This is a genomic window from Pseudomonas siliginis, from assembly GCF_024072275.1.
Taxonomy (GTDB): domain Bacteria; phylum Pseudomonadota; class Gammaproteobacteria; order Pseudomonadales; family Pseudomonadaceae; genus Aquipseudomonas; species Aquipseudomonas siliginis.
Window position 1 is genome coordinate 2193287 of record NZ_CP099598.1, and the last position, 20158, is coordinate 2213444.

Consider the following 20158-nt stretch of genomic DNA (forward strand, 5'->3'; position numbering starts at 1 on the left):
CCTGAGGGGCCGGTTTTGTATCTGATATTTATTGTTCGAGAACAGCAAGGAGAGACAGCATGAGTCAGGAATGGGATGCCGGTCGGCTGGACAGCGACCTCGAAGGCGTAGCGTTCGATACCCTGGCCGTCCGTGCCGGTCAGCACCGCACGCCGGAAGGCGAACACGGTGACCCGATGTTCTTCACCTCCAGTTACGTGTTCCGCACCGCTGCCGATGCAGCGGCGCGCTTTGCCGGCGAAGTGCCTGGCAACGTCTATTCGCGCTACACCAACCCGACCGTGCGCGCGTTCGAAGAACGCATTGCCGCGCTGGAGGGCGCCGAGCAAGCCGTCGCCACGGCAACCGGCATGGCCGCGATCATGGCGGTGGTGATGAGCCTGTGCAGTGCTGGCGATCATGTGCTGGTGTCGCGCAGCGTGTTCGGCTCGACCATCAGCCTCTTCGAGAAATACTTCAAACGCTTCGGTGTCGAAGTCGATTACGTCCCGCTGGCCGATCTGTCGGCCTGGGACGCGGCGATCAAGTCCAATACCAAGCTGCTTTTTGTCGAGTCGCCGTCCAATCCGTTGGCCGAACTGGTGGATATCGCCGCACTGGCAGAAATCGCGCATGCCAAGGGCGCGCAGCTGGTGGTCGACAACTGCTTCTGCACCCCGGCGTTGCAGCAGCCGCTGAAGCTCGGCGCGGACATTGTCGTGCACTCGGCGACCAAGTTCATCGACGGTCAGGGTCGCTGCATGGGCGGCGTTGTCGCCGGTCGCGGTGAACAGATGAAAGAAGTGGTGGGTTTCCTGCGGACCGCTGGGCCGACCCTCAGCCCGTTCAACGCGTGGATCTTCCTCAAAGGCCTCGAGACCCTCAACCTGCGCATGAAAGCGCATTGCGCCAACGCTCAGGCGCTGGCCGAATGGCTGGAGCAGCAGGACGGCATCGAGAAGGTCCATTACGCCGGTCTGAAGAGCCATCCGCAGCACGAGTTGGCCCAGCGCCAGCAGAAGGGTTTTGGTGCGGTGGTCAGCTTCGAGGTCAAGGGCGGCAAAGAAGGCGCCTGGCGCTTTATCGATGCTACTCGGTTGATTTCGATCACCGCCAACCTCGGCGACAGCAAAACCACGATCACCCATCCAAGCACCACCTCCCACGGCCGTCTGGCGCCGCAGGAGCGTGAAGCGGCGGGGATTCGCGACAGCCTTATTCGCGTCGCGGTTGGTCTGGAAGATGTGGCTGACCTGCAGGCTGACCTGGCGCGCGGTCTGGCGGCATTGTGATCGAGTTGTCCACACCGGCGGCCAATACCCATGGCCGCGTGGCGCTGGTCACTGGCGCTGCACGCGGTATCGGCCTCGGAATTGCCGCCTGGCTGATCAGCGAAGGCTGGCAAGTGGTGCTGACCGATCTTGATCGGGTGCGTGGTTCGAAAGTGGCGAAGGTGCTCGGCGAGAATGCCTGGTTCATCGCCATGGACGTCGCCGAGGAAAATCAGGTCGCACTGGGCGTGGCCGAAGTGCTGGGGCAGTTTGGTCGCCTTGATGCGCTTGTCTGCAACGCGGCGGTGGCAGATCCGCACAACATCACTCTGGAAAGCCTCGATCTGGCGTACTGGAATCGGGTGCTGGCGGTGAATCTGAGCGGGCCGATGTTGCTGGCCAAGCACTGTGCGCCTTATCTGCGTGCGCACAACGGTTCGATCGTCAATCTGGCCTCGACCCGTGCGCGACAGTCGGAGGCGGACTCCGAGGCGTATGCGGCGAGCAAGGGGGGGCTGTTGGCGCTGACCCATGCGCTGGCAATCAGCCTTGGGCCGGAAATCCGCGTGAATGCGGTCAGTCCGGGCTGGATCGATACTCGTGATCCCTCTGTGCGTCGCGCCGAACCGTTGGCCGATGCCGATCACGCCCAGCATCCGGCGGGCAGGGTGGGGACGGTCGAAGACGTGGCGGCGATGGTGGCGTGGTTGCTGTCGCGCAATGCGGGATTTGTCACCGGGCAGGAATTCGTCGTCGATGGCGGCATGACCAAGAAGATGATCTACACGGAATAACAAGCGAAGCCGCGTCCTGTGGGAGCGAGCCTGCTCGCGAATGCGGTCCATCGGTCGATGGCTTCTTCAGGAATGAAGCAATTTCGTCTTTTTCAGAAAAACTCCAATCCTGCTATTGACTTAGCTTCGCCACCTGCGTAAATTTCGCGGCCTCGGAGATGCAAACGGGTGATTAGCTCAGCTGGGAGAGCGTCTGCCTTACAAGCAGAATGTCGGCGGTTCGATCCCGTCATCACCCACCACTCCCGAGAAGCTTGCGCAAGCAAGAGAGTAGGCTGAAAGTGCCTGCACCGACGCGCAGCGGTAGTTCAGTCGGTTAGAATACCGGCCTGTCACGCCGGGGGTCGCGGGTTCGAGTCCCGTCCGCTGCGCCATATTTTACGAGTCAGATTCATCTGATTCGCGATTGCAAGGCACCGAAGCCGGCAATCAAAACGAGTTACTTGAGCGCAAGCTCAAAGCGATACGCAGCGGTAGTTCAGTCGGTTAGAATACCGGCCTGTCACGCCGGGGGTCGCGGGTTCGAGTCCCGTCCGCTGCGCCATATCTGTTTCAAGGACCACTGAACGCCTTGAAGCGCCGAGATAAGCCATTGGCTGAATCGGATCGATAGCAAAGACCCTGGTCGAAAGACCGGGGTTTTTTGTGTCTGAAATTTGGTTATTCCTCATTCCTCTCTCCTTAAGTCCATGCGAATCCCTGTGGGAGCGAGCCTGCTCGCGAAAGCGCCGGCACGTTCAAAATCTGTATTGCCTGGAAAAACGTTTTCGCGAGCAGGCTCGCTCCCACATAGGCACGCTCTGTTATCTCGGCAGATCGGATGCGGTGCTACGTCGCATTGATTTTTTGATTATTTAGTCAGGTTTTTGTAACTGGTTGTTTGCTGTGGGCGCAGAAACCTTTAAAGTTAACCTTTCGGTCAGCTTTGCACTGTCAACACAGCTCTTTGCTTCGCCAGAAAGAGCTTCTGCACGACTCGAGATCCCCAGTAGATAACCACAAGGGCGGACCTATAACCGCCCAGAGGATGATCCATGTCCAACCGTGAAATATCCCGGCGCTCGTTCCTCCAGGGCGGGCTGGTGGCGGGTGTGAGCGTTACGCTTACGCCGCTCAGCAGTCAGGCGCTGGCTGCCTTGATGGAAAACAGCGTCACCGTGCCGTCCGAGAAATGGCTCGGCAATAACGGCAAGGCCCGTCAACGCAACGATGCCTTGTCCAAGGTCTGCGGCAGCAAGGTGTTTGCCCGCGACATCCGCGCCAAGGACATGCCTGGCTGGCCCGAGCAACAGGGCCACGCGATGCTGCTGAAAACCATCAAGGCCGACCATATCTACGCAGGTTACGACCTGTCGTGGCTCGGCGCTGATCTGCAGCCGGACCGCATCGTTACCGCTGCCGATCTGGACAAGGACGGTATTGTCTTCCCCGAAGAGCACGCGCCTGATCCATTGCTGCCGGAAGGTAAAGTGCCGATGTTCATCGGTCATCCGGTGGCGATCCTGATCTGGAACGACTTCGAGCGTTTCCGTCAGGCCAAGAATCAACTCAAATTCAATGACAAAGCGATTCGTTACGGCGCCAAGGTGCCGTTCTACGAAGGCGATCCCTACGGCAGCTTCCGCTATGTGCGCGTCGGTGGCGCGACCTCGGCGGACGAAGACGAGTTCGCCAGCCTCAAGGATTCGATCCTGTTCCCGATGCTGAAGAACCGCCGTCCAGTGTGGAATGCATCGCCGAACCTGCATGGCAACCTCACCGAGCGCGGTCTGTTCTACGCCGATCGCATGAAGCAGGAAATCGACACGCCGCCAGACAACTGGCTGGTGTTCGATGAGCGCTACAAGACGCCGTCGATCGAGCCGGCCGCCCTCGAGCCGGACAACGGCAACGGCTGGTACGACCCGAAAACCAAAACCCTGCATTTCGTCGTGGCGACGCAGTGCCCGCTGGAAGTCGCGACCGAGACCGCGAAGATGATCGGGCCGTCGCGTTTCGGCCTGGCCAACCTGAACATGCACCCGGGCTACACCGTCGGGTATGGCTCCAAAGACCACAACATTTTCGTCTACTACGCAGCCCTGGCCGCGCTGTACGGCGCCGGTGTGCCGGTGCGTCTGGCCAACGACCGCTACGAGCAGTTCCAGAGCGGCATCAAGCGTCACCCGTTCGACATCCGCTACCAGTTGGCCGTGGACAAGAACGACTACACCTTCAAGATTTTCCGCGCGGAAATGAGCGTCGATGGCGGCGGTCGGGTCAACTACAGCCCATCGGTGGCGGCGGTTGGCGCCACCGCAGCGCAGTCGATCTACTACATGCCGCAGAACGATCTGCAGGTCACCGCGTATCACTCGCGCGCGGTCGAGGCGGGTTCGATGCGCGGTTACGGCACTCTGCAAAGCATGGCGGCGACCGAAATGATGGTCGACGAGATCGCCAATCGCCTGGGTGTCGACGCCATCGATTTGCGCCGCAGGAATGCCCTGCGTTCCGGCATGAAAAACACCCAGGGCGCAATCCCGGCCGGTGCACTGCGCCTGCATGAAATCCTCGACAAGGCCTCGGTGCACGAAGTCTGGAAAAATCGCGACACGATCAAGCAGCAACGTGAAGCGGCAGACCCGGATAACTGGTACGGCGTCGGTTTCGCCATCTGCCAGAAAGACTTCGGCACCGGCTCCGAAGCGCCGATGGCCAGCATCGAATTCACTGCAGACGGGCGCATTACTCTGCGCCACATCGGTATCGAAATCGGCACCGGCATGTCCACTTCGCAAGCCTTGGTCGTCGCCGATTTCCTCGGCAGCCCGGCGCACGAGGTGAAGACCGGCGAAACCGAATGGCAGGAAATGCAGCTGATCACCAGCGGCAACCCTTACATCATGAGTCAGGCCGAGCAGGACAATCTGCTGCGCAATCCGCGCTGGGTCGGCAAGCTGGCGTCGGCGTCTTCGGCGACCAACTCCGCCTATTACTTCAGTCATGCGACCCGTGAAGCGGCGCGTGTGCTGTTCAACCACGGCTTGTGGCCGGCGGCGCTGGAGATCTGGCGTCAGGGTCCGTACGGCGGCCAGGCCAACCCTTATGTGGTGCGTCGCGAAGATGCGCATTGGATCGACGGCAAGCTGACCGCCAACGGCATGCAGCCGCTGAGTTTCGAAGAGCTGGCCAAGCGCGCCCACGAACGCGGGCTGGTGACGGGCGCCACGGTGCACGGTTTCAACCGTTGGAGCTGGGCCGAGGCTGAATACAGCATCGACGGCGTGCGCGAGCGCCTGCCGCTCGACGGTCTGGCGGTGAAATACGGCGATGGCGCGCCGCAAGCGAAGAAAGCGCAGATGAACAGCGCCGGCTTCCACTTGCTTGATCGGCAGAACGTCAACTACCCGGTGGTCCAGTTGAACAACGCTGCCGTGACCTATTACAGCCCGGTCGCGACGCTGGTCGAGCTGAAGGTCAACAAAGGCTCGGCGGAGGTTCAGGTGCTCAACCACCATTCTTGGATCGAGTGCGGGCGCGTGTTGGTTGAAGAGTTGGTCAAGGGCCAGCTCGAAGGCGGTATCGCCATGGGTATTGGTCATGCGCTGATGGAAGAGATGCCGTTGTACGAAGGCGGGCCGGGGGAGGGTGACTGGAACTTCAACCGTTACCGTCTGCCGATGGCGCGTCACGTTGCGGTGTGGAAGCAGACTGCGGAGATCCTGCCGCCGCTGTCGCCGAGCGATCCGTCCAAGGGCATCGCCGAAGTGGTGATGATCCCGATTGTCGGTGCCATCGGTAACGCCGTGGCGCATGCCATCGGCAAACGTGTTCGCGACCTGCCCATCACTGCTGCGCGCATCAAGGAGGCCCTCAATGGCTAACCGTCCGCTTCAACTGACCCTCAATGGTCAATCCGTCGGCCCGGTGGACATCCCTGATGACCTGCCGATGATCGACTACCTGCACGAATACAAAAACCTCACCGGCTCGCGGCTGGGCTGCGGTCAGGGGATCTGCCACGCCTGCGTGGTGATCGTCGATAACCCCGACGGTACCAGCGAAGAAGTGCGCACCTGCATCACCGGCGCGCACTACTTCGAGGGCAAGAAAGTCCGCACCATCGAAGGCCACGCCACTCGCGACGAGCAGGGCCAGGTCACCGAGCTCAATCCGATTCAGCAGCGCTTTGTCGACGAGTTCGCCTTCCAGTGCAGCTACTGCGCGCCAGGCTTCGTCAACGCCGCGACGGTGTTGGTCGAGAAGCTGCAGCGCCAGCCGATTGTCAAAAGTCAGCTGGAACAGGTGATCGAGGACAGCCTCGGCCATCACGTCTGCCGCTGCACCGGGTACGTGCGTTATTACAACGCCACGCGCAACGTGCTGACCGATCTTGGTCTGGTCAAGGAGGGTTGAGCATGAAGCGTTTACTGACCCGCCTGACTTTTGCGGTCGGACTGGCTGCGCCGTTTTTGGCGGTCCACGCCGATGAACAGGTAAAGCGCGGCGAATACCTCGCCCGCGCCGCTGACTGCATGGCCTGCCACACCGCACCGGGTGGCGCGCCCTATGCCGGCGGCCTGCCGATCGTGTCGCCGTTCGGCACGATCTACGGCACCAACATCACCCCGAGCAAAGAGCACGGCATCGGTCTGTACAACGATGACGAGTTCTTCGCTGCGCTGACCGAAGGCAAACGGCGCGACGGTGCGAATCTGTATCCGGCGATGCCGTACACTTCGTATCACCTGATGCCGCGCGCCGATTCCGATGCGATTCACGCGTATCTGAAAACCATCGAGCCGATCGAACGCGCCGCGCCGGTAACCAGCCTGAGCTTTCCGTTCAACGTGCGTCTGGGCCTGACCGGCTGGAACATGCTCTACGGTAAAGACGTCAAGCTGGAGCCGGCCGAAGGCAAAAGTGCGGCGTGGAAGCGCGGCCAGTATATGGTCGATGTGCTCGGCCACTGCGGTGAATGCCACACGCCACGTGGCCTGCCGGGCGCGATGCAAATGGACAAGCGCATGACCGGCGGCATTCTCAATGGTTATCTCGCGCCGAGCCTGCTGGCCACCGACCTGGCCGCGCGCGGCTGGAATCAGCAGGATCTGAGCACGTTTCTGAAGCATGGCATGAGCGCGCAAGGAACGATGTTCAACGAAATGTTCCCGGTGTTTCACAACAGCACTCAAGGTCTGAGCGATGCTGATCTGGCGGCAATGGCGACGTTCCTGCTTGGCGAGCAACCGCCACCAGCCAAAGAGCTCGTCGAAGTACCGCTGGACAAGCTCAGCGCGAGTGCTCAGCGCGGCCGTCAGGAATATCTGAACGTCTGCGCCGGTTGTCACGCGGCTGGCGGTGAAGGCAAACCGCACATCGCAGTGGCCATGCGCGGCAACACCACGTTGCGTCTGGAAGATCCGCGCAACCTGTTGCGAGTGATCGAGGACGGCATCGGCGAACAGAAGTTCTCCGGGTTCGAGCGCATGCAGCCGATGCCGGGGTTTGCTGAAAAGTTCAGTCCTGAGCAATTGACTGATCTGCTCAACTACCTGCGTCAGGGTTGGGGCGGCCAGAGGGCTGAACTGGCGGTGAGCGAAGTGCAGAAGCTGCAAGCCGACGCGCCGAGCGTCGAGCACAAGGCCCACTGATATGCAGCATCTCGATCTGCAAGTGGTGCGTCGGGCGCTGGAATGGTCGGTGGCCGGGCAGCGAATCTGGCTGTGCACGGTGCTGACCACTTACGGCTCGGCTCCGCGCGCGCCGGGTTCGCTGCTCGCGGTGAACGAAAGCGGGCAGTGGATCGGTTCGCTGTCGGGCGGTTGCGTTGAGGAGGATTTTCTTGAGCGCGTTGCCGAAGGTGCGTTTCTCGAAGCAGTCAGCGTCGTGCGTTACGGCGAAGGCGATGATCCGCGCTCGCGGGTCAGTCTGCCTTGCGGTGGCATTCTCGATGTGTTGGTGGAGAAACTTGACGCCGGCTGCGAGGTGCAGGCGCATCTGCGTGAACTGGAATCAGCGCTGCTGGGTCAGCGTCGTCTGCTTCGCGAAGTCGATCTGGCCAGCGGTGCGCGCACTCTTTTCGCTGACCGCGAGCAGGGTGCACGGATCGAGCGTGAGATTGATCGGGTGCGCATCCGTATCGGTGCAGCACAGCGCTTGTTGCTCGCCGGCTACTCCAGTGTGGCGCAGGCCTGTGCCGAATTCGCGGTAGGGCTTGGCTTCGAAGTGATTCTCTGCGATCCGCGCGAGGAGGTGCTGGAAGGTGTGTTGCTCAATGGCGTGGAAATCCGTCGACAGTTGCCTTCGATGTTTATTGCCGACGGTGGTTGTCATCGCGATACGGCGGTAGTGGCGTTGACCCACGATCCGCGTATCGATGATCTGGCGATGATGGAGGCGGTGCGCACCGAGGCGTTTTACATCGGTGTGATGGGGTCGCTGCAGACATCGCAAAAACGCTTTGAGCGCTTGCGTCGCATTGGTGGTTTGAGCGAGGCGGAGCTGGCGCGGATTCATGCGCCGATCGGCCTCAACCTCGGCAGCAAGACACCGGCGGAAATTGCGCTGGCGGTGCTGGCGGATATCCTGCGGATTCGCAGCGGGATCGCTCGGGATCAGCTCTGATCCTAAGCCTTGCTGAATTTACTGTGGCGAGGGGATTTATCCCCGGTTGGACTGCGCAGCAGTCCCCTCCTGCTCAAGAGGGGGCGCTTCGCACCCCCAGCGGGGATAAATCCCCTCGCCACAATGGTGTTTATAGGCCGTACTTATCGCGCAGCCCGTAATACCAGGCGCCCAGCGCGGCAAACGGTGTGCGTAGCAGTTGCCCGCCGGGGAAGGGGTAGTGGGGCAGGTCGGCAAAGGCATCGAAACGCTCGGCCTGACCGCGCAACGCTTCGGCGAGGACTTTGCCAGCCAGGTGCGTGTAGGTGACGCCGTGGCCGCTGCAGCCCTGCGAGTAATAGATGTTGTCGCCCAGGCGCCCGACCTGCGGTAAGCGCGAAAGGGTCAGCAGGAAGTTGCCGGTCCAGGCGTAGTCGATCTTCACGTCCTTGAGTTGCGGGAAAGCCTTGAGTATCTTCGGGCGGATGATCGCTTCGATGTTCGCCGGATCGCGAGCGCCATAGACTACACCGCCGCCGAAGATCAGGCGTTTGTCGGCGGTCAGGCGATAGTAGTCGAGTAGATAGTTGCAATCCTCCACGCAGTAATCCTGCGGCAGCAATGCTTTCGCCAGCTCATCACCCAAGGGCTCGGTGGTGATCACCTGAGTGCCGCACGGCATCGATTTGGCCGCCAGCTCGGGCACCAGATTACCAAGATAGGCGTTGCCGGCGACGATGATGAACCTGGCCCTGACCTTGCCTTGCGGTGTATGCACAACCGGATTGGCCCCGCGCTCGATGCGCACGGCAGGTGATTGCTCATAGATGGTGCCGCCGAGAGACTCGACTGCCGCCGCTTCACCGAGCGCCAGATTCAGCGGATGGATGTGGCCGCCGCTCATATCGAGCATGCCACCGACGTATTGATCGCAACCCACCACTTCACGGATGCGGCGTTGGTCCATCAGTTCCAGCTGAGTGTGACCAAAGCGTTCCCACAACCGTTTCTGCGATTCAAGGTGGCCCATTTGTTTGGCGGAAAGGGCGGCGAATACACCACCGTCTTTCAGGTCGCACTGGATGTTGTATCTGGCCACGCGCTCGCGAATGATCCGGCCGCCTTCAAAGGCCATTTCGCCGAGCAGTTGCGCCTGCTTGGGGCCGACCGTGCGTTCGATGACATCAATGTCGCGGCTATAGCTGTTGACGATCTGCCCACCGTTTCGGCCAGAGGCGCCAAAACCGACTTTCGCCGCTTCCAGCACGGTTACGCGAAAACCGTTCTCCAACAGGAACAGGGCGGACGACAGCCCGGTATACCCGGCGCCGATCACACAGACGTCCGTCTCCACATCATCCTGCAGCACAGGGCGTGGTGGTACGGCATTGGCCGACGCAGCGTAATAAGACTCTGGGTATTGGTTGTTCGCCATCCTGCCGCCTCTGTTTAATATATTTTACGAGTGCGTCGATCCTACCCGAGTTGAAAAACCTCCGCCAGCTACCGAAAAATCTTCGTCGCTGAGGCGAAATTAAATATTTTGCATATTCATAGGGTTAGGTGAAAAAAAGGTGTTGACACCCCTCCGGAATTCCGTAGAATGCCGCCTCACAGCAGGCACGTAGCTCAGTTGGTTAGAGCACCACCTTGACATGGTGGGGGTCGTTGGTTCGAGTCCAATCGCGCCTACCAAACAAAATCCGCTCTGCTGGGCGGTCTGGAAGGGCTCACCGAAAGGTGAGCCCTTTTTTGTTGTCTGCGATTTGCGCAACGCTTGTTCCCGGTCATTTCCGCTTCGCTCTGATCAGCTCTCCATTCATTACTATTTGGGCAAAGTGATCAAGCGCCATTTTGGTGCGTTTTCTACCATTTTGTTGTTGAAAACACCTGAATATCCAAAGGCTTACAGCTATTTTTCTCCAACCGGTTATCGAAAAAGCCTTGTTGCATATTGGGAATTTAAGTAACATCCGTTCCGCGTTCACCACCACGGTTTATGCATTTTTAAATCCCAAGCTTCCATCAGCTGCTTGGGATTTTTTTTGCCTGCGTTTTGGCGTTTGGCATCTGTCTCGCCGTCAGCTCCAAGCGAGGCCCCGCTTTTTCGTCTACTACTGACTGGCCGATTTTCAACTCTTTGTAAGGGGGTGCGTCGATGCTGAGTCAGTGGATCCTTGCGGCTGTTCATCTATTCGCGTTTGCCTTGGCTTTCTGGGCGGTACTGACGCGCGGCACAGCGTTCAGCCAGCTCTCGGCGGGCACGGGAGAGCTCAAGCGCGTGCTGCTCGCGGATAACCTCTGGGGGCTTTCAGCTTTGACGCTGCTTATTACCGGAGCGATGCGCGCATTTGGTGGTTACGAGAAAGCCTCCGACTATTACCTGCATCAGCCGCTGTTTCATCTGAAGATGACGCTGTTCTTGCTGATACTACTGATGGAGCTTGCACCGATGATCACGCTGATCAAATGGCGCATCGCATCGTCGCGCGGGGTAGCGCCTGAAGCCGGGCGTGCGAAGTTGTACGCGCGAATCAGTCATGTTGAAGCGCTGCTGCTGATCCTGATGATGGTCGCGGCGACAGGCATGGCGCGTGGCGTGATATTCGCTTAGAAGGCGAAATTCGCCGTGCTCTATCGGAAACGTCCGACAGCCAGCTCCAGGAGTGAAAGGTAATATCGGCGTAAGAAAGGAGGGAGGGGCAAGTGAAAGGAGTCAGCATGCTTCAGGCGCCGTGCCCAGCGGGGTGAAATGCGGATGGCTAAACGGCGCGTGAATCTTTAGCCAGTCTTGCGCGGGGGCAAAGGGACTGGCTACGTAATGCAAAGTGGCTCAGGGCGTTTGCGGCTTGTCCGGAGCGGTCAGGCCGGCCTGAATGCGTTGGTAAATTTCTTCACGGTGCACTGCCACGTTTTTCGGAGCGTTGATGCCGATGCGAACCTGTTGGCCGCTGACTCCGAGGATGGTGATCGTGATGTCATCACCAATGTTTATGCTTTCACCGACTTTGCGGGTGAGTATCAGCATGGTCTTCTCCTTGATTGCTTTGTAGGGCACCTGATTCAGACAGTGCAGAGGTCGGTGGTATCTATAGATTAGTGCGAAGTCTCACGGTTTGGGTGCCTCTTTCTGACGCGCAGATGCGGCATTAATTCCCAGGGCGTAACTATACAGAGGCTGCAATCATCATTCTCGTTGTTTTGTGCCCATTTTGCGGGGCTCGCGAAGTATTTATGAATGATAAGATCGCCGCTTTGTGAATTCCGAGGAAAGCGTTGTGCGCAAATTGGTTTGGCTGGTAGCGGCACTGGCATTGGCAGGCTGCGGTGAAGGCAAGAGTGTAGATGCGCCCAAGCCTGAGACAAAGGTCGCGGCAGCGCCGGCGGCCGCCGCGCCACAGTGGGATCTGGAAGTGCGTGGCGAGACCCCTCAGGCCGTCAGTGACCTGAGCGGCTGGTTGATCGAGCACGCTTTCGTTCCGACGGTCGTCAAGGACGGCAGCGGTAAAACACGAATTCTGATCGGTCCGTTCAATTCCCAGGCTGACGCCGAGGCGCGAAAGGTGCAGGTCGATGCAGCGCTGGTTAAAGCCAAGAAACAAAATATCGAATCGGTGGTGATTGAGCATCCGCTCACGCCATAAGCGTAGCGCCTTCAAACAGATTGAACGCCAGACATGAAAAAGGCCTCGAGCATAACGCTCGAGGCCTTTTTATTTGTGCTGCGATCAGCCGCAGGCTTTCAGATTTACCGAGCCGACAAACTCGTTGCCACGCCCCATCACGCACGCCACGCTCTGGTTGCGCTGACGTTCCCAGTCCTGCACTGGATAGGTCTTGTCCCACGCCTCGTACAACTGCCGATCCTGCTTCGACAGGCGCAGTCCGTATTGTTTGCTCATATAAAAATACGTGCGGGCGATCATGCCGCGAATCGAAGGGCGGGGCATGACTTTCTTCGCTTTGAAGTCGACCTGGGTCAGGCAGGATCCATACTGACCGGACTGCACCGGCAACCAGCCGTAGCTGAAGTTGCTGCGATCACCGTTGACCTCACCGATGCTCGGTACCAGGTTGTGCAGGTCAGCTTCGGCCTTTTGATAAACCGGATCGTAACGCGTGCAATTCTTGCGTCCGCCTTGCTGCCAGCACTGCCGCTGATGCCCGATCTGCCACGCTGGCACGATGTGCTCCCACTCGATCCTCGATGCACGCTTGGCGTTCTTGCGCGGCACATAGCCGCAAGCCTTGAGATCGACGCGGTTGCCGGTGTACTTGCAGCCGCAGTAAAACTCCGTGGACTGCGGCGCATAAAGTTTCCATGCGGCTTTCTTGGCTTCGGAAAATGTACGTGGGGCGCCAGCCTGGGCGCCCACGGCGAAAAACAACAACAGCAAAGCAACACAGCGGACACTCATTGAATCAATCTTCCTTCGGCACAACCCAAAAAATCTGCACGCCACCGTCATCGCGATAGGCGAGGGTGACGTTGTCGTTCTCGTCGATTTCCTCGAGCAAGCGCTCCCAGTCGTCCATCGGCTCATCCGGCAGACGGAAAATCAGTGCGGCTTTGGCTTTTTGTGCGGTGGGGGAGTTGATGATTTTCTGAACGCGCATACCCATGCGTTCATAAGCGTCAGGAGCAGCAGGAGAGGTGGCCACGAGGTTATCCTTATTAAGCTGTACGTGCATACAGTATTTAACTGTAAGCGATTTCGCAACTGCTTAAAATTCAAGAAAATCCTCTGACAGCGGGTTTCCGATTTTGGTGTAGGACTTGTCGAGATTTTTGTGGGAAAAGTATTGGAAGGGTGTAAGCGGGGCACCACCTGTCAAGCTGACAGGTGATGCGCAATTGCCCGATCGAGAAGTGATCAGGCGATGTTCAATCAGTATTCCCAGAACATCCGTTGCAGCTCTTTGCTGTCGTTGGTCTTGGTCAGTGCAACCATCGCCAGGATGCGGGCTTTCTGAGGGTTCAGGTCGTGAGCGACAACCCAGTCGTATTTGTCGTCGGGCTGTTCGGCGTTACGCAGGACAAAGCCGCCGGCGTTGACGTGGGACGAGCGAATGATCTGCACGCCATCCTTGCGCAGGGCTTGCAGGGATGGAACCACGCGAGAGGATACCGAACCGTTGCCAGTGCCGGCGTGGATGATGGCTTTGGCGCCGGCTTGAGCCAGTGCCTTGTAGGCGGTATCGCTGACGTTGCCGTAGGAGTAGGCAATTTCTACGTCAGGCAGGCTCTTGATGTCCTTGATGTCGAATTCCGAATCCATGGTGTGACGCTTGGCCGGCAGGCGGAACCAGTAGGATTTGCCTTCGACCACCATGCCCAGCGGACCCCAGGCGCTTTTGAATGCTTCGGTCTTGATGTTGATCATTTTGCTGACGTCGCGACCGGACTGGATCTCGTCGTTCATGGTCACCAGCACACCTTTGCCGCGTGCTTCTTTGCTGCTCGCCACGGCGACGGCGTTGTACAGGTTAAGCATGCCGTCTGCCGACATGGCAGTGCCCGGACGCATCGAACCTACGACGATGATCGGCTTGTCGGTCTTCTCGACAAGGTTCAGGAAGTAAGCGGTTTCTTCGAGGGTGTCGGTGCCGTGGGTGATAACGATGCCGTCCACGTCCTTGCTGTCAGCCAGTTCGGAAACGCGACGACCCAATTGCAGCAGGTTGTCGTTGGTGATGCTTTCCGAAGCGATCTGCATGACTTGTTCGCCACGCACGTTAGCCAGTTTGCTCAACTCGGGAATGCCGGCAATCAGTTGTTCGATACCGACTTTCGCTGCCTGATAAGTGGCGCTGTTGGCAGCACTGGCGCCGGCGCCAGCGATGGTGCCGCCTGTGGCGAGGACGACGACGTTGGCCAGTTTCGTCTGGGTTTCGGCTTCTTTTGCCTGAAGGGCAGCAGGCAGGAGCAGGAGGAGGGCCAATGCGCCCGGAATCAAAGTATTGAAAGCAGATTTCATTATTTTTCTCTCTAGTCGTGAGACGGTGCTGATGCAGGTTCATCTAGATGCGCCCCAAGCCGATCTGAATGCTCGAGGTGCAAGGACGGGAGCAGGATTCATACCATGCGTAATGTGCTGGCGGAAAATGTTTAACCCAATGATTTAAATCAATATTTGTCGAGGGCTGGAGCATCGTTGAGGATCCATCCATCCGGGATTCCGAACGATAGGCGGATTCGCGTTCGGCTCGCCGATAAGCAATCTCTGAAAAGCCAGGCGGGTGACAAATCCTCGCTAAAGAAATGTGCTCTCAGGCCGATGCGTCCTCAAGGAAACCAAATCTTAGGAGTTCACATGTCACTGACGGTCGGTTTTGCCAATCCCGCTGCAGTCACCATTGGCGGTAAAACTGCAGCGACGATCAACAGCCTGAACGATGCGACCAATGAGACTTCGGCGCAGGCGCTGGGTACCGAAAAGACTGAGAAGAATCAGGTCAGAACCGGTGGCGGGCCTGTGCAGGAAAACAGTGAAACCGAGGCTGACAGCAATCTCAGCATCACCGTCAAGACGTTGCTCAAGCGGATGAAGGAATTGCAGAAGCAACTTCAGGAGCAGCAACAGCAACTGGCTGCGGCTCAGGCTGCAAGCTATCCGACTCCCGAAGCGAAGTCCCAGGCAGTGATGTCGATTCAGGGCCAGATCGCGCAAACCAGCGCCGCACTGGCAGAAGTGGCGGGTGCGTTGGTCAAGGAGATGTCGAAAAGCGCTACCAGCGGTGGCCTGGTCAACACGACCGCCTGAAGCGTCAGATGGCCGACTCAGCGATTCGGCCTACAACAAAAGACGATTTCTGATTGTTGACAAATGTCGGCGGGATTCTCATAGTTCGGTCTACGCAAACGTTTGCGCGACTTGGAAGGGCATCTGCTCTCGGAGCCGTGACGTAGCTTACGTCAGCGCAAACGTTGCTCACAATAATCATAAGATCGGAGTGAACCCATGAAGCTGCCATTCGCCGCACGTCTTCTTGCTGTCGCTATGCTGGCTGCCACAGCCGCCGCACTACCTGTCTCCTCGGCGTTCGCCGAATCTGCAGAAAAGCCCAAAGTCGCGCTGGTCATGAAATCTTTGGCCAACGAATTCTTCCTGACCATGGAAGACGGCGCCAAGGCCTACCAGAAAGAACACTCCGCCGATTTCGATCTGATCTCCAACGGTATCAAAGACGAAACCGACACCGCCGGCCAGACTCGCATCGTCGAACAGATGATCCTGGCCAAGGTGAATGCACTGGTGATCGCGCCTTCTGACTCCAAGGCCATGGTACCGGTGATCAAGAAGGCCGTAGACGCCGGTATCACCGTCATCAACATCGATAACCAGCTCGATCCCGCCGTAGTCAAAAGCAAAAACATCAACGTGCCTTTCGTAGGCCCGGACAACCGCAAAGGTGCACGTCTGGTTGGCGAATACCTGGCCAAGCAACTGAAGGCGGGCGACGAGGTCGGCATCATCGAAGGCGTGTCCACCACCACCAACGCACAGGCGCGCACGGCCGGTTTCAAGGACGCGATGGAAGCCGCGCAGATCAAAGTGGTCTCGCTGCAGTCCGGTGACTGGGAAATCGACAAGGGCAACAAGGTTGCCGCTTCGATCCTCAGTGAATACCCGGATGTCAAAGCGCTGCTGGCCGGTAACGACAGCATGGCGGTCGGTGCCGTTTCCGCAGTCCGTGCCGCTGGCAAGGCAGGGCAGGTGAAAGTCGTCGGTTACGACAATATCAATGCCATCAAGCCAATGCTCAAGGACGGCCGCGTGCTGGCGACGGCTGACCAGTTTGCAGCCAAGCAGGCCGTGTTCGGCATCGAAACCGCGCTGAAGATCATCAAGGGCGAGAAAGTCGACAGCGGTGCCAACGGCGTGATCGAAACACCGGTCGAGCTGGTCACCCAGTAAGTCATCTGGCGACACAACGGCGCTCGTCCGTCCGGGCGAGCGCATGGAGATTTCTATGTCAGTTTCCGCCCCGAACGCTGTCCTCTCGGTCAGCGGTATCGGCAAGACCTATGCGCAACCGGTGCTCACCGGCATCGATCTGACGCTGATGCGCGGTGAAGTACTGGCGCTGACCGGCGAAAATGGTGCCGGCAAAAGTACCCTGTCGAAGATCATTGGTGGTCTGGTCACACCCACTACCGGCCAGATGCAATTCCACGGCAAGGATTATCGTCCGGGCAGCCGTACCCAGGCCGAAGAGCTTGGCGTGCGGATGGTCATGCAAGAACTCAATCTGTTGCCGACGCTGTCGGTGGCGGAAAACCTCTTTCTGGATAATCTGCCGAGCAGCGCTGGCTGGATCAGCCGCAAGCAGTTGCGCAAGGCCGCGATCGAAGCCATGGCGCAAGTCGGCCTCGATGCGATCGATCCGGACACGCTGGTCGGCGAACTCGGTATCGGCCATCAGCAGATGGTTGAAATCGCGCGCAACCTGATCGGCGACTGCCATGTGCTGATCCTTGACGAGCCGACCGCGATGCTCACGGCGCGCGAAGTCGAAATGCTCTTCGAGCAGATCAGCCGATTGCAGGCCCGCGGCGTTTCCATCATCTATATCTCTCACCGTCTCGAAGAACTGGCGCGGGTGGCGCAGCGTATTGCCGTGCTGCGTGACGGCAACCTGGTCTGCGTCGAGCCGATGGCCAACTACAACAGCGAGCAACTGGTCACCTTGATGGTCGGTCGCGAACTGGGTGAACACATCGACATGGGGCCGCGCAAGATCGGCGCTCCGGCGTTGACGGTAAAAGGCCTGACCCGCTCTGACAAAGTCCGCGACGTCTCTTTTGAGGTGCGTGCCGGGGAGATCTTCGGCATTTCCGGATTGATCGGAGCTGGGCGCACGGAATTGCTGCGGCTGATATTCGGTGCCGATGCTGCCGACAGCGGCACCATCGCGCTCGGCTCCCCGGCCAAGGTCGTGAGTGTTCGCTCGCCAGTCGATGCCGTACGCAATGGCATCGCGTTGATCACCGAGGATCGCAAGGGCGAAGGGCTGCTGCTCAGTCAGTCGATCAGCGCCAACATCGCTCTGGGCAACATGCCGGAAATCTCCAGTGGCGGTTTCGTCAACAACGGCGACGAAATTTCCCTGGCGCAGCGTCAGATCGAGGCCATGCGTATCCGTAGTTCGAGCCCGACGCAGTTGGTTTCGGAGCTGTCCGGCGGCAATCAGCAGAAGGTCGTGATCGGTCGCTGGCTGGAGCGCGACTGTTCGGTGCTGCTGTTCGACGAGCCCACTCGCGGAATCGATGTCGGTGCCAAGTTCGACATTTACGGTTTGCTCGGCGAGTTGACCCGTCAGGGCAAGGCGTTGGTGGTGGTGTCCAGTGACTTGCGCGAGTTGATGCTGATCTGCGACCGGATCGGCGTGCTTTCGGCGGGGCGTCTGATCGACACCTTCGAGCGCGACAGCTGGACCCAGGATGATTTGCTTGCCGCCGCATTCGCCGGCTACCAAAAACGTGATGCGTTGCTCAATGAGGCAGCGCCTAGGGATCTCCCATGAAAACTGCATCTTCTGCCAGTAAACGTAGTGGCAATTTCTTCGGCCTGGGCACATATCTGGGCCTGGCCGGTGCCTTGCTGGCGATGATTGCGCTGTTCTCGGTTCTGAGCAGCCATTTCCTTTCGTACAACACTTTCAGTACCCTGGCCAACCAGATTCCCGACCTGATGGTGCTGGCCGTGGGCATGACCTTTGTGCTGATCATCGGCGGCATCGATTTGTCCGTCGGCTCGGTGCTGGCGTTGGCCGCATCGACGGTCAGCGTTGCGATTCTCGGCTGGGGCTGGAGCGTTTTGCCAGCGGCGCTGCTCGGCATGGCGGTGGCGGCGCTAGCCGGGACCATCACTGGCTCGATCACCGTGGCCTGGCGGATTCCGTCGTTCATCGTCTCCCTCGGCGTGCTGGAAATGGCCCGCGGTGTGGCGTATCAGATGACCGGGTCGCGGACTGCGTACATCGGCGATGCGTTCGCCTGGCTGTCGAATCCGATCGCGTTCGGTATTTCACCCTCGTTCATCATCGCGTTGCTGGTGATCTTCATCGCGCAGGCAGTTTTGACCCGCACTGTTTTCGGCCGCTACCTGATCGGCATCGGCACCAACGAAGAAGCCGTGCGGCTGGCCGGGATCAATCCCAAGCCCTACAAGATTCTGGTGTTCAGCCTTATGGGCCTGCTGGCGGGCATTGCCGCTCTGTTTCAGATTTCGCGTCTGGAGGCGGCTGACCCGAACGCAGGTTCGGGCCTGGAACTGCAAGTGATCGCGGCGGTGGTTATCGGTGGTACCAGCCTGATGGGTGGGCGCGGTTCGGTGATCAGTACTTTCTTTGGCGTGCTGATCATTTCCGTGCTCGCGGCCGGTCTCGCGCAGATTGGTGCGACGGAGCCGACCAAGCGCATCATCACCGGTGCGGTAATTGTTATCGCCGTGGTGCTCGACACCTATCGCAGTCAACGCGCCAGTCGCCGGGGCTGAACCATGGCAACGATCAAGGATGTAGCGGCGCTTGCGGGTATTTCCTACACGACCGTGTCGCACGTGGTGAACAACACCCGCCCGGTGAGTCAAGAAGTGCGGCGCAAAGTCGAGGCGGCGATCAAGAGCCTCGACTACGTTCCCAGTGCCGTGGCGCGCTCGCTGAAAGCCAAGACCACCGCGACCATCGGCCTGCTGGTGCCTAACAGCCTCAACCCGTACTTCGCTGAATTGGCGCGCGGAATCGAGGATTACTGCGAGCGCAACGGTTACTGCGTGATCCTCTGTAACTCCGACGACAATCCGGACAAGCAGCGCAGTTATCTGCGTGTGTTGCTGGAAAAACGCATCGACGGTTTGATCGTCGCCTCCGCCGGCGGTGACACTGGTCTGGCGCAAGGGCTGGCAGGCGTGAAGACGCCGATGGTTATCGTTGACCGGGGCCTGGAAGGTGTAAATGCCGATCTGGTGCGCATCGACCACGAATACGGCGCTTATCTGGCAACCCGTCACCTGCTCGAGTTGGGGCATCGCGACATCGCCACCATCGGCGGTCCGGCCAGTACCAGCGTGGCGCAAATGCGTCAGGCCGGTTATTGCCGAGCGCTGCGAGAAGCGGGAATCGAGGTGCGCGAGGAGCGTATGCTCGAAAGCGACTTCACCAGCACCGGCGGTTACAACGCCGCAGCCCGGCTGCTCGAGAGCAATCCGCCGAGCGCAATTTTTGCCGGTAACGACATGATTGGCATCGGTGTGCTGCGTGCGGCGGCTGAACGTAATGTCCGGGTACCGGCCGAGCTGTCGGTGATCGGCTTCGATGACATTCAGATGAGCCGTTATGTCTATCCGGCGCTGACCACGGTCGGCCAGTCGATCCTGCAACTGGGCGAGATGGCCGCCGAAGTGCTGTTGCGCAGAATTGCTGCGCCGGATTCGGGCACCGATCAACGCATCGTGACCCCGAGCATTGTCCTGCGCGAATCGACCGCGCCGCTGTCCGGCGTGTTCACCGAATATCGCTGAA

At 59.2% G+C, this 20158-nt stretch carries 18 protein-coding genes and 4 tRNA genes; 17 read left to right on the forward strand and 5 right to left on the reverse strand.

Features of this window, described 5'->3' with window-relative positions; genetic code table 11:
* Window positions 1-59 precede the first annotated feature (59 nt).
* The 9 genes from NF676_RS10215 to NF676_RS10255 all read left to right on the forward strand — a co-directional run bounded on the left by NF676_RS10215 (window position 60) and on the right by NF676_RS10255 (window position 8653).
* A complete protein-coding gene (locus tag NF676_RS10215) occupies window positions 60-1271 on the forward strand; it encodes an O-succinylhomoserine sulfhydrylase (RefSeq protein WP_016773944.1) in 1212 nt (403 codons plus the stop codon).
* Window positions 1268-2044, forward strand: coding sequence for an SDR family oxidoreductase (locus NF676_RS10220; RefSeq protein WP_056784397.1), 777 nt, complete (start codon window positions 1268-1270; stop codon window positions 2042-2044). The genes NF676_RS10215 and NF676_RS10220 overlap by 4 nt, the downstream gene beginning before the upstream one ends.
* 166 nt (window positions 2045-2210) lie before the next feature.
* Window positions 2211-2286: transfer RNA gene (locus tag NF676_RS10225), tRNA-Val, on the forward strand.
* Between the two features lie 55 nt (window positions 2287-2341).
* Window positions 2342-2418, forward strand: a tRNA-Asp gene (locus tag NF676_RS10230).
* Window positions 2419-2511: 93 nt separating this feature from the next.
* Window positions 2512-2588, forward strand: a tRNA-Asp gene (locus tag NF676_RS10235).
* Between the two features lie 490 nt (window positions 2589-3078).
* Window positions 3079-5910, forward strand: a complete 2832-nt coding sequence (locus NF676_RS10240) for a xanthine dehydrogenase family protein molybdopterin-binding subunit (RefSeq protein WP_252887651.1) — start codon at window positions 3079-3081, stop codon at window positions 5908-5910.
* The gene (locus NF676_RS10245) at window positions 5903-6442 is read left to right on the forward strand and encodes a (2Fe-2S)-binding protein (RefSeq protein ID WP_016773947.1); all 540 of its coding nucleotides are present in this window, start codon (window positions 5903-5905) and stop codon (window positions 6440-6442) included. The genes NF676_RS10240 and NF676_RS10245 overlap by 8 nt, the downstream gene beginning before the upstream one ends.
* Before the next feature lie 2 nt (window positions 6443-6444).
* Entirely contained in the window at window positions 6445-7680 is a 1236-nt protein-coding gene (locus NF676_RS10250) for a c-type cytochrome (RefSeq protein WP_252887652.1), read from the forward strand.
* 1 nt (window position 7681) lies between these two features.
* A complete protein-coding gene (locus NF676_RS10255; protein WP_252887653.1) occupies window positions 7682-8653 on the forward strand; it encodes an XdhC family protein in 972 nt (323 codons plus the stop codon).
* A gap of 130 nt (window positions 8654-8783) precedes the next feature.
* Here the strand turns inward: NF676_RS10255 and NF676_RS10260 are convergent, their stop codons facing one another.
* Window positions 8784-10067: an NAD(P)/FAD-dependent oxidoreductase gene (locus NF676_RS10260; RefSeq protein ID WP_252887654.1), complete on the reverse strand. Its 1284-nt coding sequence runs from the start codon at window positions 10065-10067 to the stop codon at window positions 8784-8786.
* Window positions 10068-10250: 183 nt separating this feature from the next.
* Here NF676_RS10260 and NF676_RS10265 point away from each other — a divergent pair.
* Window positions 10251-10327, forward strand: a tRNA-Val gene (locus NF676_RS10265).
* A gap of 463 nt (window positions 10328-10790) precedes the next feature.
* Window positions 10791-11246, forward strand: coding sequence for a DUF2214 family protein (locus NF676_RS10270; protein ID WP_252869133.1), 456 nt, complete (start codon window positions 10791-10793; stop codon window positions 11244-11246).
* 219 nt (window positions 11247-11465) lie between these two features.
* On the opposite strand, the gene csrA is transcribed toward NF676_RS10270, so the two are convergent.
* Entirely contained in the window at window positions 11466-11660 is a 195-nt protein-coding gene (csrA, locus tag NF676_RS10275) for a carbon storage regulator CsrA (protein WP_003179932.1), read from the reverse strand.
* Window positions 11661-11910: 250 nt separating this feature from the next.
* Between csrA and NF676_RS10280 the strand changes: the two genes are divergently transcribed.
* Complete coding sequence (locus tag NF676_RS10280; protein WP_056784413.1) at window positions 11911-12276, forward strand: SPOR domain-containing protein; 366 nt, start codon at window positions 11911-11913, stop codon at window positions 12274-12276.
* Window positions 12277-12360: 84 nt separating this feature from the next.
* Here the strand turns inward: NF676_RS10280 and NF676_RS10285 are convergent, their stop codons facing one another.
* The 3 genes from NF676_RS10285 to NF676_RS10295 form a co-directional block, all read right to left on the reverse strand.
* The gene (locus tag NF676_RS10285) at window positions 12361-13050 is read right to left on the reverse strand and encodes an endonuclease (RefSeq protein WP_041478547.1); all 690 of its coding nucleotides are present in this window, start codon (window positions 13048-13050) and stop codon (window positions 12361-12363) included.
* A 4-nt stretch (window positions 13051-13054) separates the two neighbouring features.
* Complete coding sequence (locus NF676_RS10290) at window positions 13055-13324, reverse strand: DUF1654 domain-containing protein (RefSeq protein ID WP_016774035.1); 270 nt, start codon at window positions 13322-13324, stop codon at window positions 13055-13057.
* 197 nt (window positions 13325-13521) lie between these two features.
* Window positions 13522-14610 (reverse strand): asparaginase, encoded by a 1089-nt coding sequence (locus NF676_RS10295; protein ID WP_095179504.1) that lies wholly within the window; start codon window positions 14608-14610, stop codon window positions 13522-13524.
* A gap of 336 nt (window positions 14611-14946) precedes the next feature.
* Here NF676_RS10295 and NF676_RS10300 point away from each other — a divergent pair, with 336 nt between their 5' ends.
* The 5 genes from NF676_RS10300 (at window position 14947) to NF676_RS10320 (ending at window position 20157) form a co-directional block, all read left to right on the forward strand.
* Window positions 14947-15396, forward strand: coding sequence for a hypothetical protein (locus tag NF676_RS10300; RefSeq protein WP_041478549.1), 450 nt, complete (start codon window positions 14947-14949; stop codon window positions 15394-15396).
* Between the two features lie 198 nt (window positions 15397-15594).
* Window positions 15595-16551, forward strand: coding sequence for a sugar ABC transporter substrate-binding protein (locus tag NF676_RS10305; protein ID WP_024012403.1), 957 nt, complete (start codon window positions 15595-15597; stop codon window positions 16549-16551).
* Window positions 16552-16606: 55 nt separating this feature from the next.
* Complete coding sequence (locus tag NF676_RS10310) at window positions 16607-18160, forward strand: sugar ABC transporter ATP-binding protein (protein ID WP_041478550.1); 1554 nt, start codon at window positions 16607-16609, stop codon at window positions 18158-18160.
* Window positions 18157-19134 carry an ABC transporter permease gene (locus tag NF676_RS10315; RefSeq protein ID WP_016774040.1) on the forward strand — a complete coding sequence of 326 codons (978 nt, stop codon included), beginning with the start codon at window positions 18157-18159 and terminating at the stop codon, window positions 19132-19134. The genes NF676_RS10310 and NF676_RS10315 overlap by 4 nt, the downstream gene beginning before the upstream one ends.
* A gap of 3 nt (window positions 19135-19137) precedes the next feature.
* Window positions 19138-20157, forward strand: a complete 1020-nt coding sequence (locus tag NF676_RS10320) for a LacI family DNA-binding transcriptional regulator (protein ID WP_041478551.1) — start codon at window positions 19138-19140, stop codon at window positions 20155-20157.
* The last annotated feature ends 1 nt before the right edge of the window (window position 20158 follow it).

Bases quoted from the DNA above. Each gene is read 5' to 3' on its own strand.
- NF676_RS10305 (WP_024012403.1), top strand. From the start codon at position 15,595: ATGAAGCTGCCATTCGCCGCACGTCTTCTTGCTGTCGCTATGCTGGCT.
- NF676_RS10215 (WP_016773944.1), top strand. From the start codon at position 60: ATGAGTCAGGAATGGGATGCCGGTCGGCTGGACAGCGACCTCGAAGGC.
- NF676_RS10245 (WP_016773947.1), top strand. From the start codon at position 5,903: ATGGCTAACCGTCCGCTTCAACTGACCCTCAATGGTCAATCCGTCGGC.
- NF676_RS10240 (WP_252887651.1), top strand. From the start codon at position 3,079: ATGTCCAACCGTGAAATATCCCGGCGCTCGTTCCTCCAGGGCGGGCTG.
- NF676_RS10285 (WP_041478547.1), bottom strand. From the start codon at position 13,050: ATGAGTGTCCGCTGTGTTGCTTTGCTGTTGTTGTTTTTCGCCGTGGGC.
- NF676_RS10290 (WP_016774035.1), bottom strand. From the start codon at position 13,324: ATGCACGTACAGCTTAATAAGGATAACCTCGTGGCCACCTCTCCTGCT.
- NF676_RS10295 (WP_095179504.1), bottom strand. From the start codon at position 14,610: ATGAAATCTGCTTTCAATACTTTGATTCCGGGCGCATTGGCCCTCCTC.
- NF676_RS10320 (WP_041478551.1), top strand. From the start codon at position 19,138: ATGGCAACGATCAAGGATGTAGCGGCGCTTGCGGGTATTTCCTACACG.
- NF676_RS10310 (WP_041478550.1), top strand. From the start codon at position 16,607: ATGTCAGTTTCCGCCCCGAACGCTGTCCTCTCGGTCAGCGGTATCGGC.
- csrA (WP_003179932.1), bottom strand. From the start codon at position 11,660: ATGCTGATACTCACCCGCAAAGTCGGTGAAAGCATAAACATTGGTGAT.
- NF676_RS10315 (WP_016774040.1), top strand. From the start codon at position 18,157: ATGAAAACTGCATCTTCTGCCAGTAAACGTAGTGGCAATTTCTTCGGC.
- NF676_RS10270 (WP_252869133.1), top strand. From the start codon at position 10,791: ATGCTGAGTCAGTGGATCCTTGCGGCTGTTCATCTATTCGCGTTTGCC.
- NF676_RS10260 (WP_252887654.1), bottom strand. From the start codon at position 10,067: ATGGCGAACAACCAATACCCAGAGTCTTATTACGCTGCGTCGGCCAAT.
- NF676_RS10255 (WP_252887653.1), top strand. From the start codon at position 7,682: ATGCAGCATCTCGATCTGCAAGTGGTGCGTCGGGCGCTGGAATGGTCG.
- NF676_RS10250 (WP_252887652.1), top strand. From the start codon at position 6,445: ATGAAGCGTTTACTGACCCGCCTGACTTTTGCGGTCGGACTGGCTGCG.
- NF676_RS10300 (WP_041478549.1), top strand. From the start codon at position 14,947: ATGTCACTGACGGTCGGTTTTGCCAATCCCGCTGCAGTCACCATTGGC.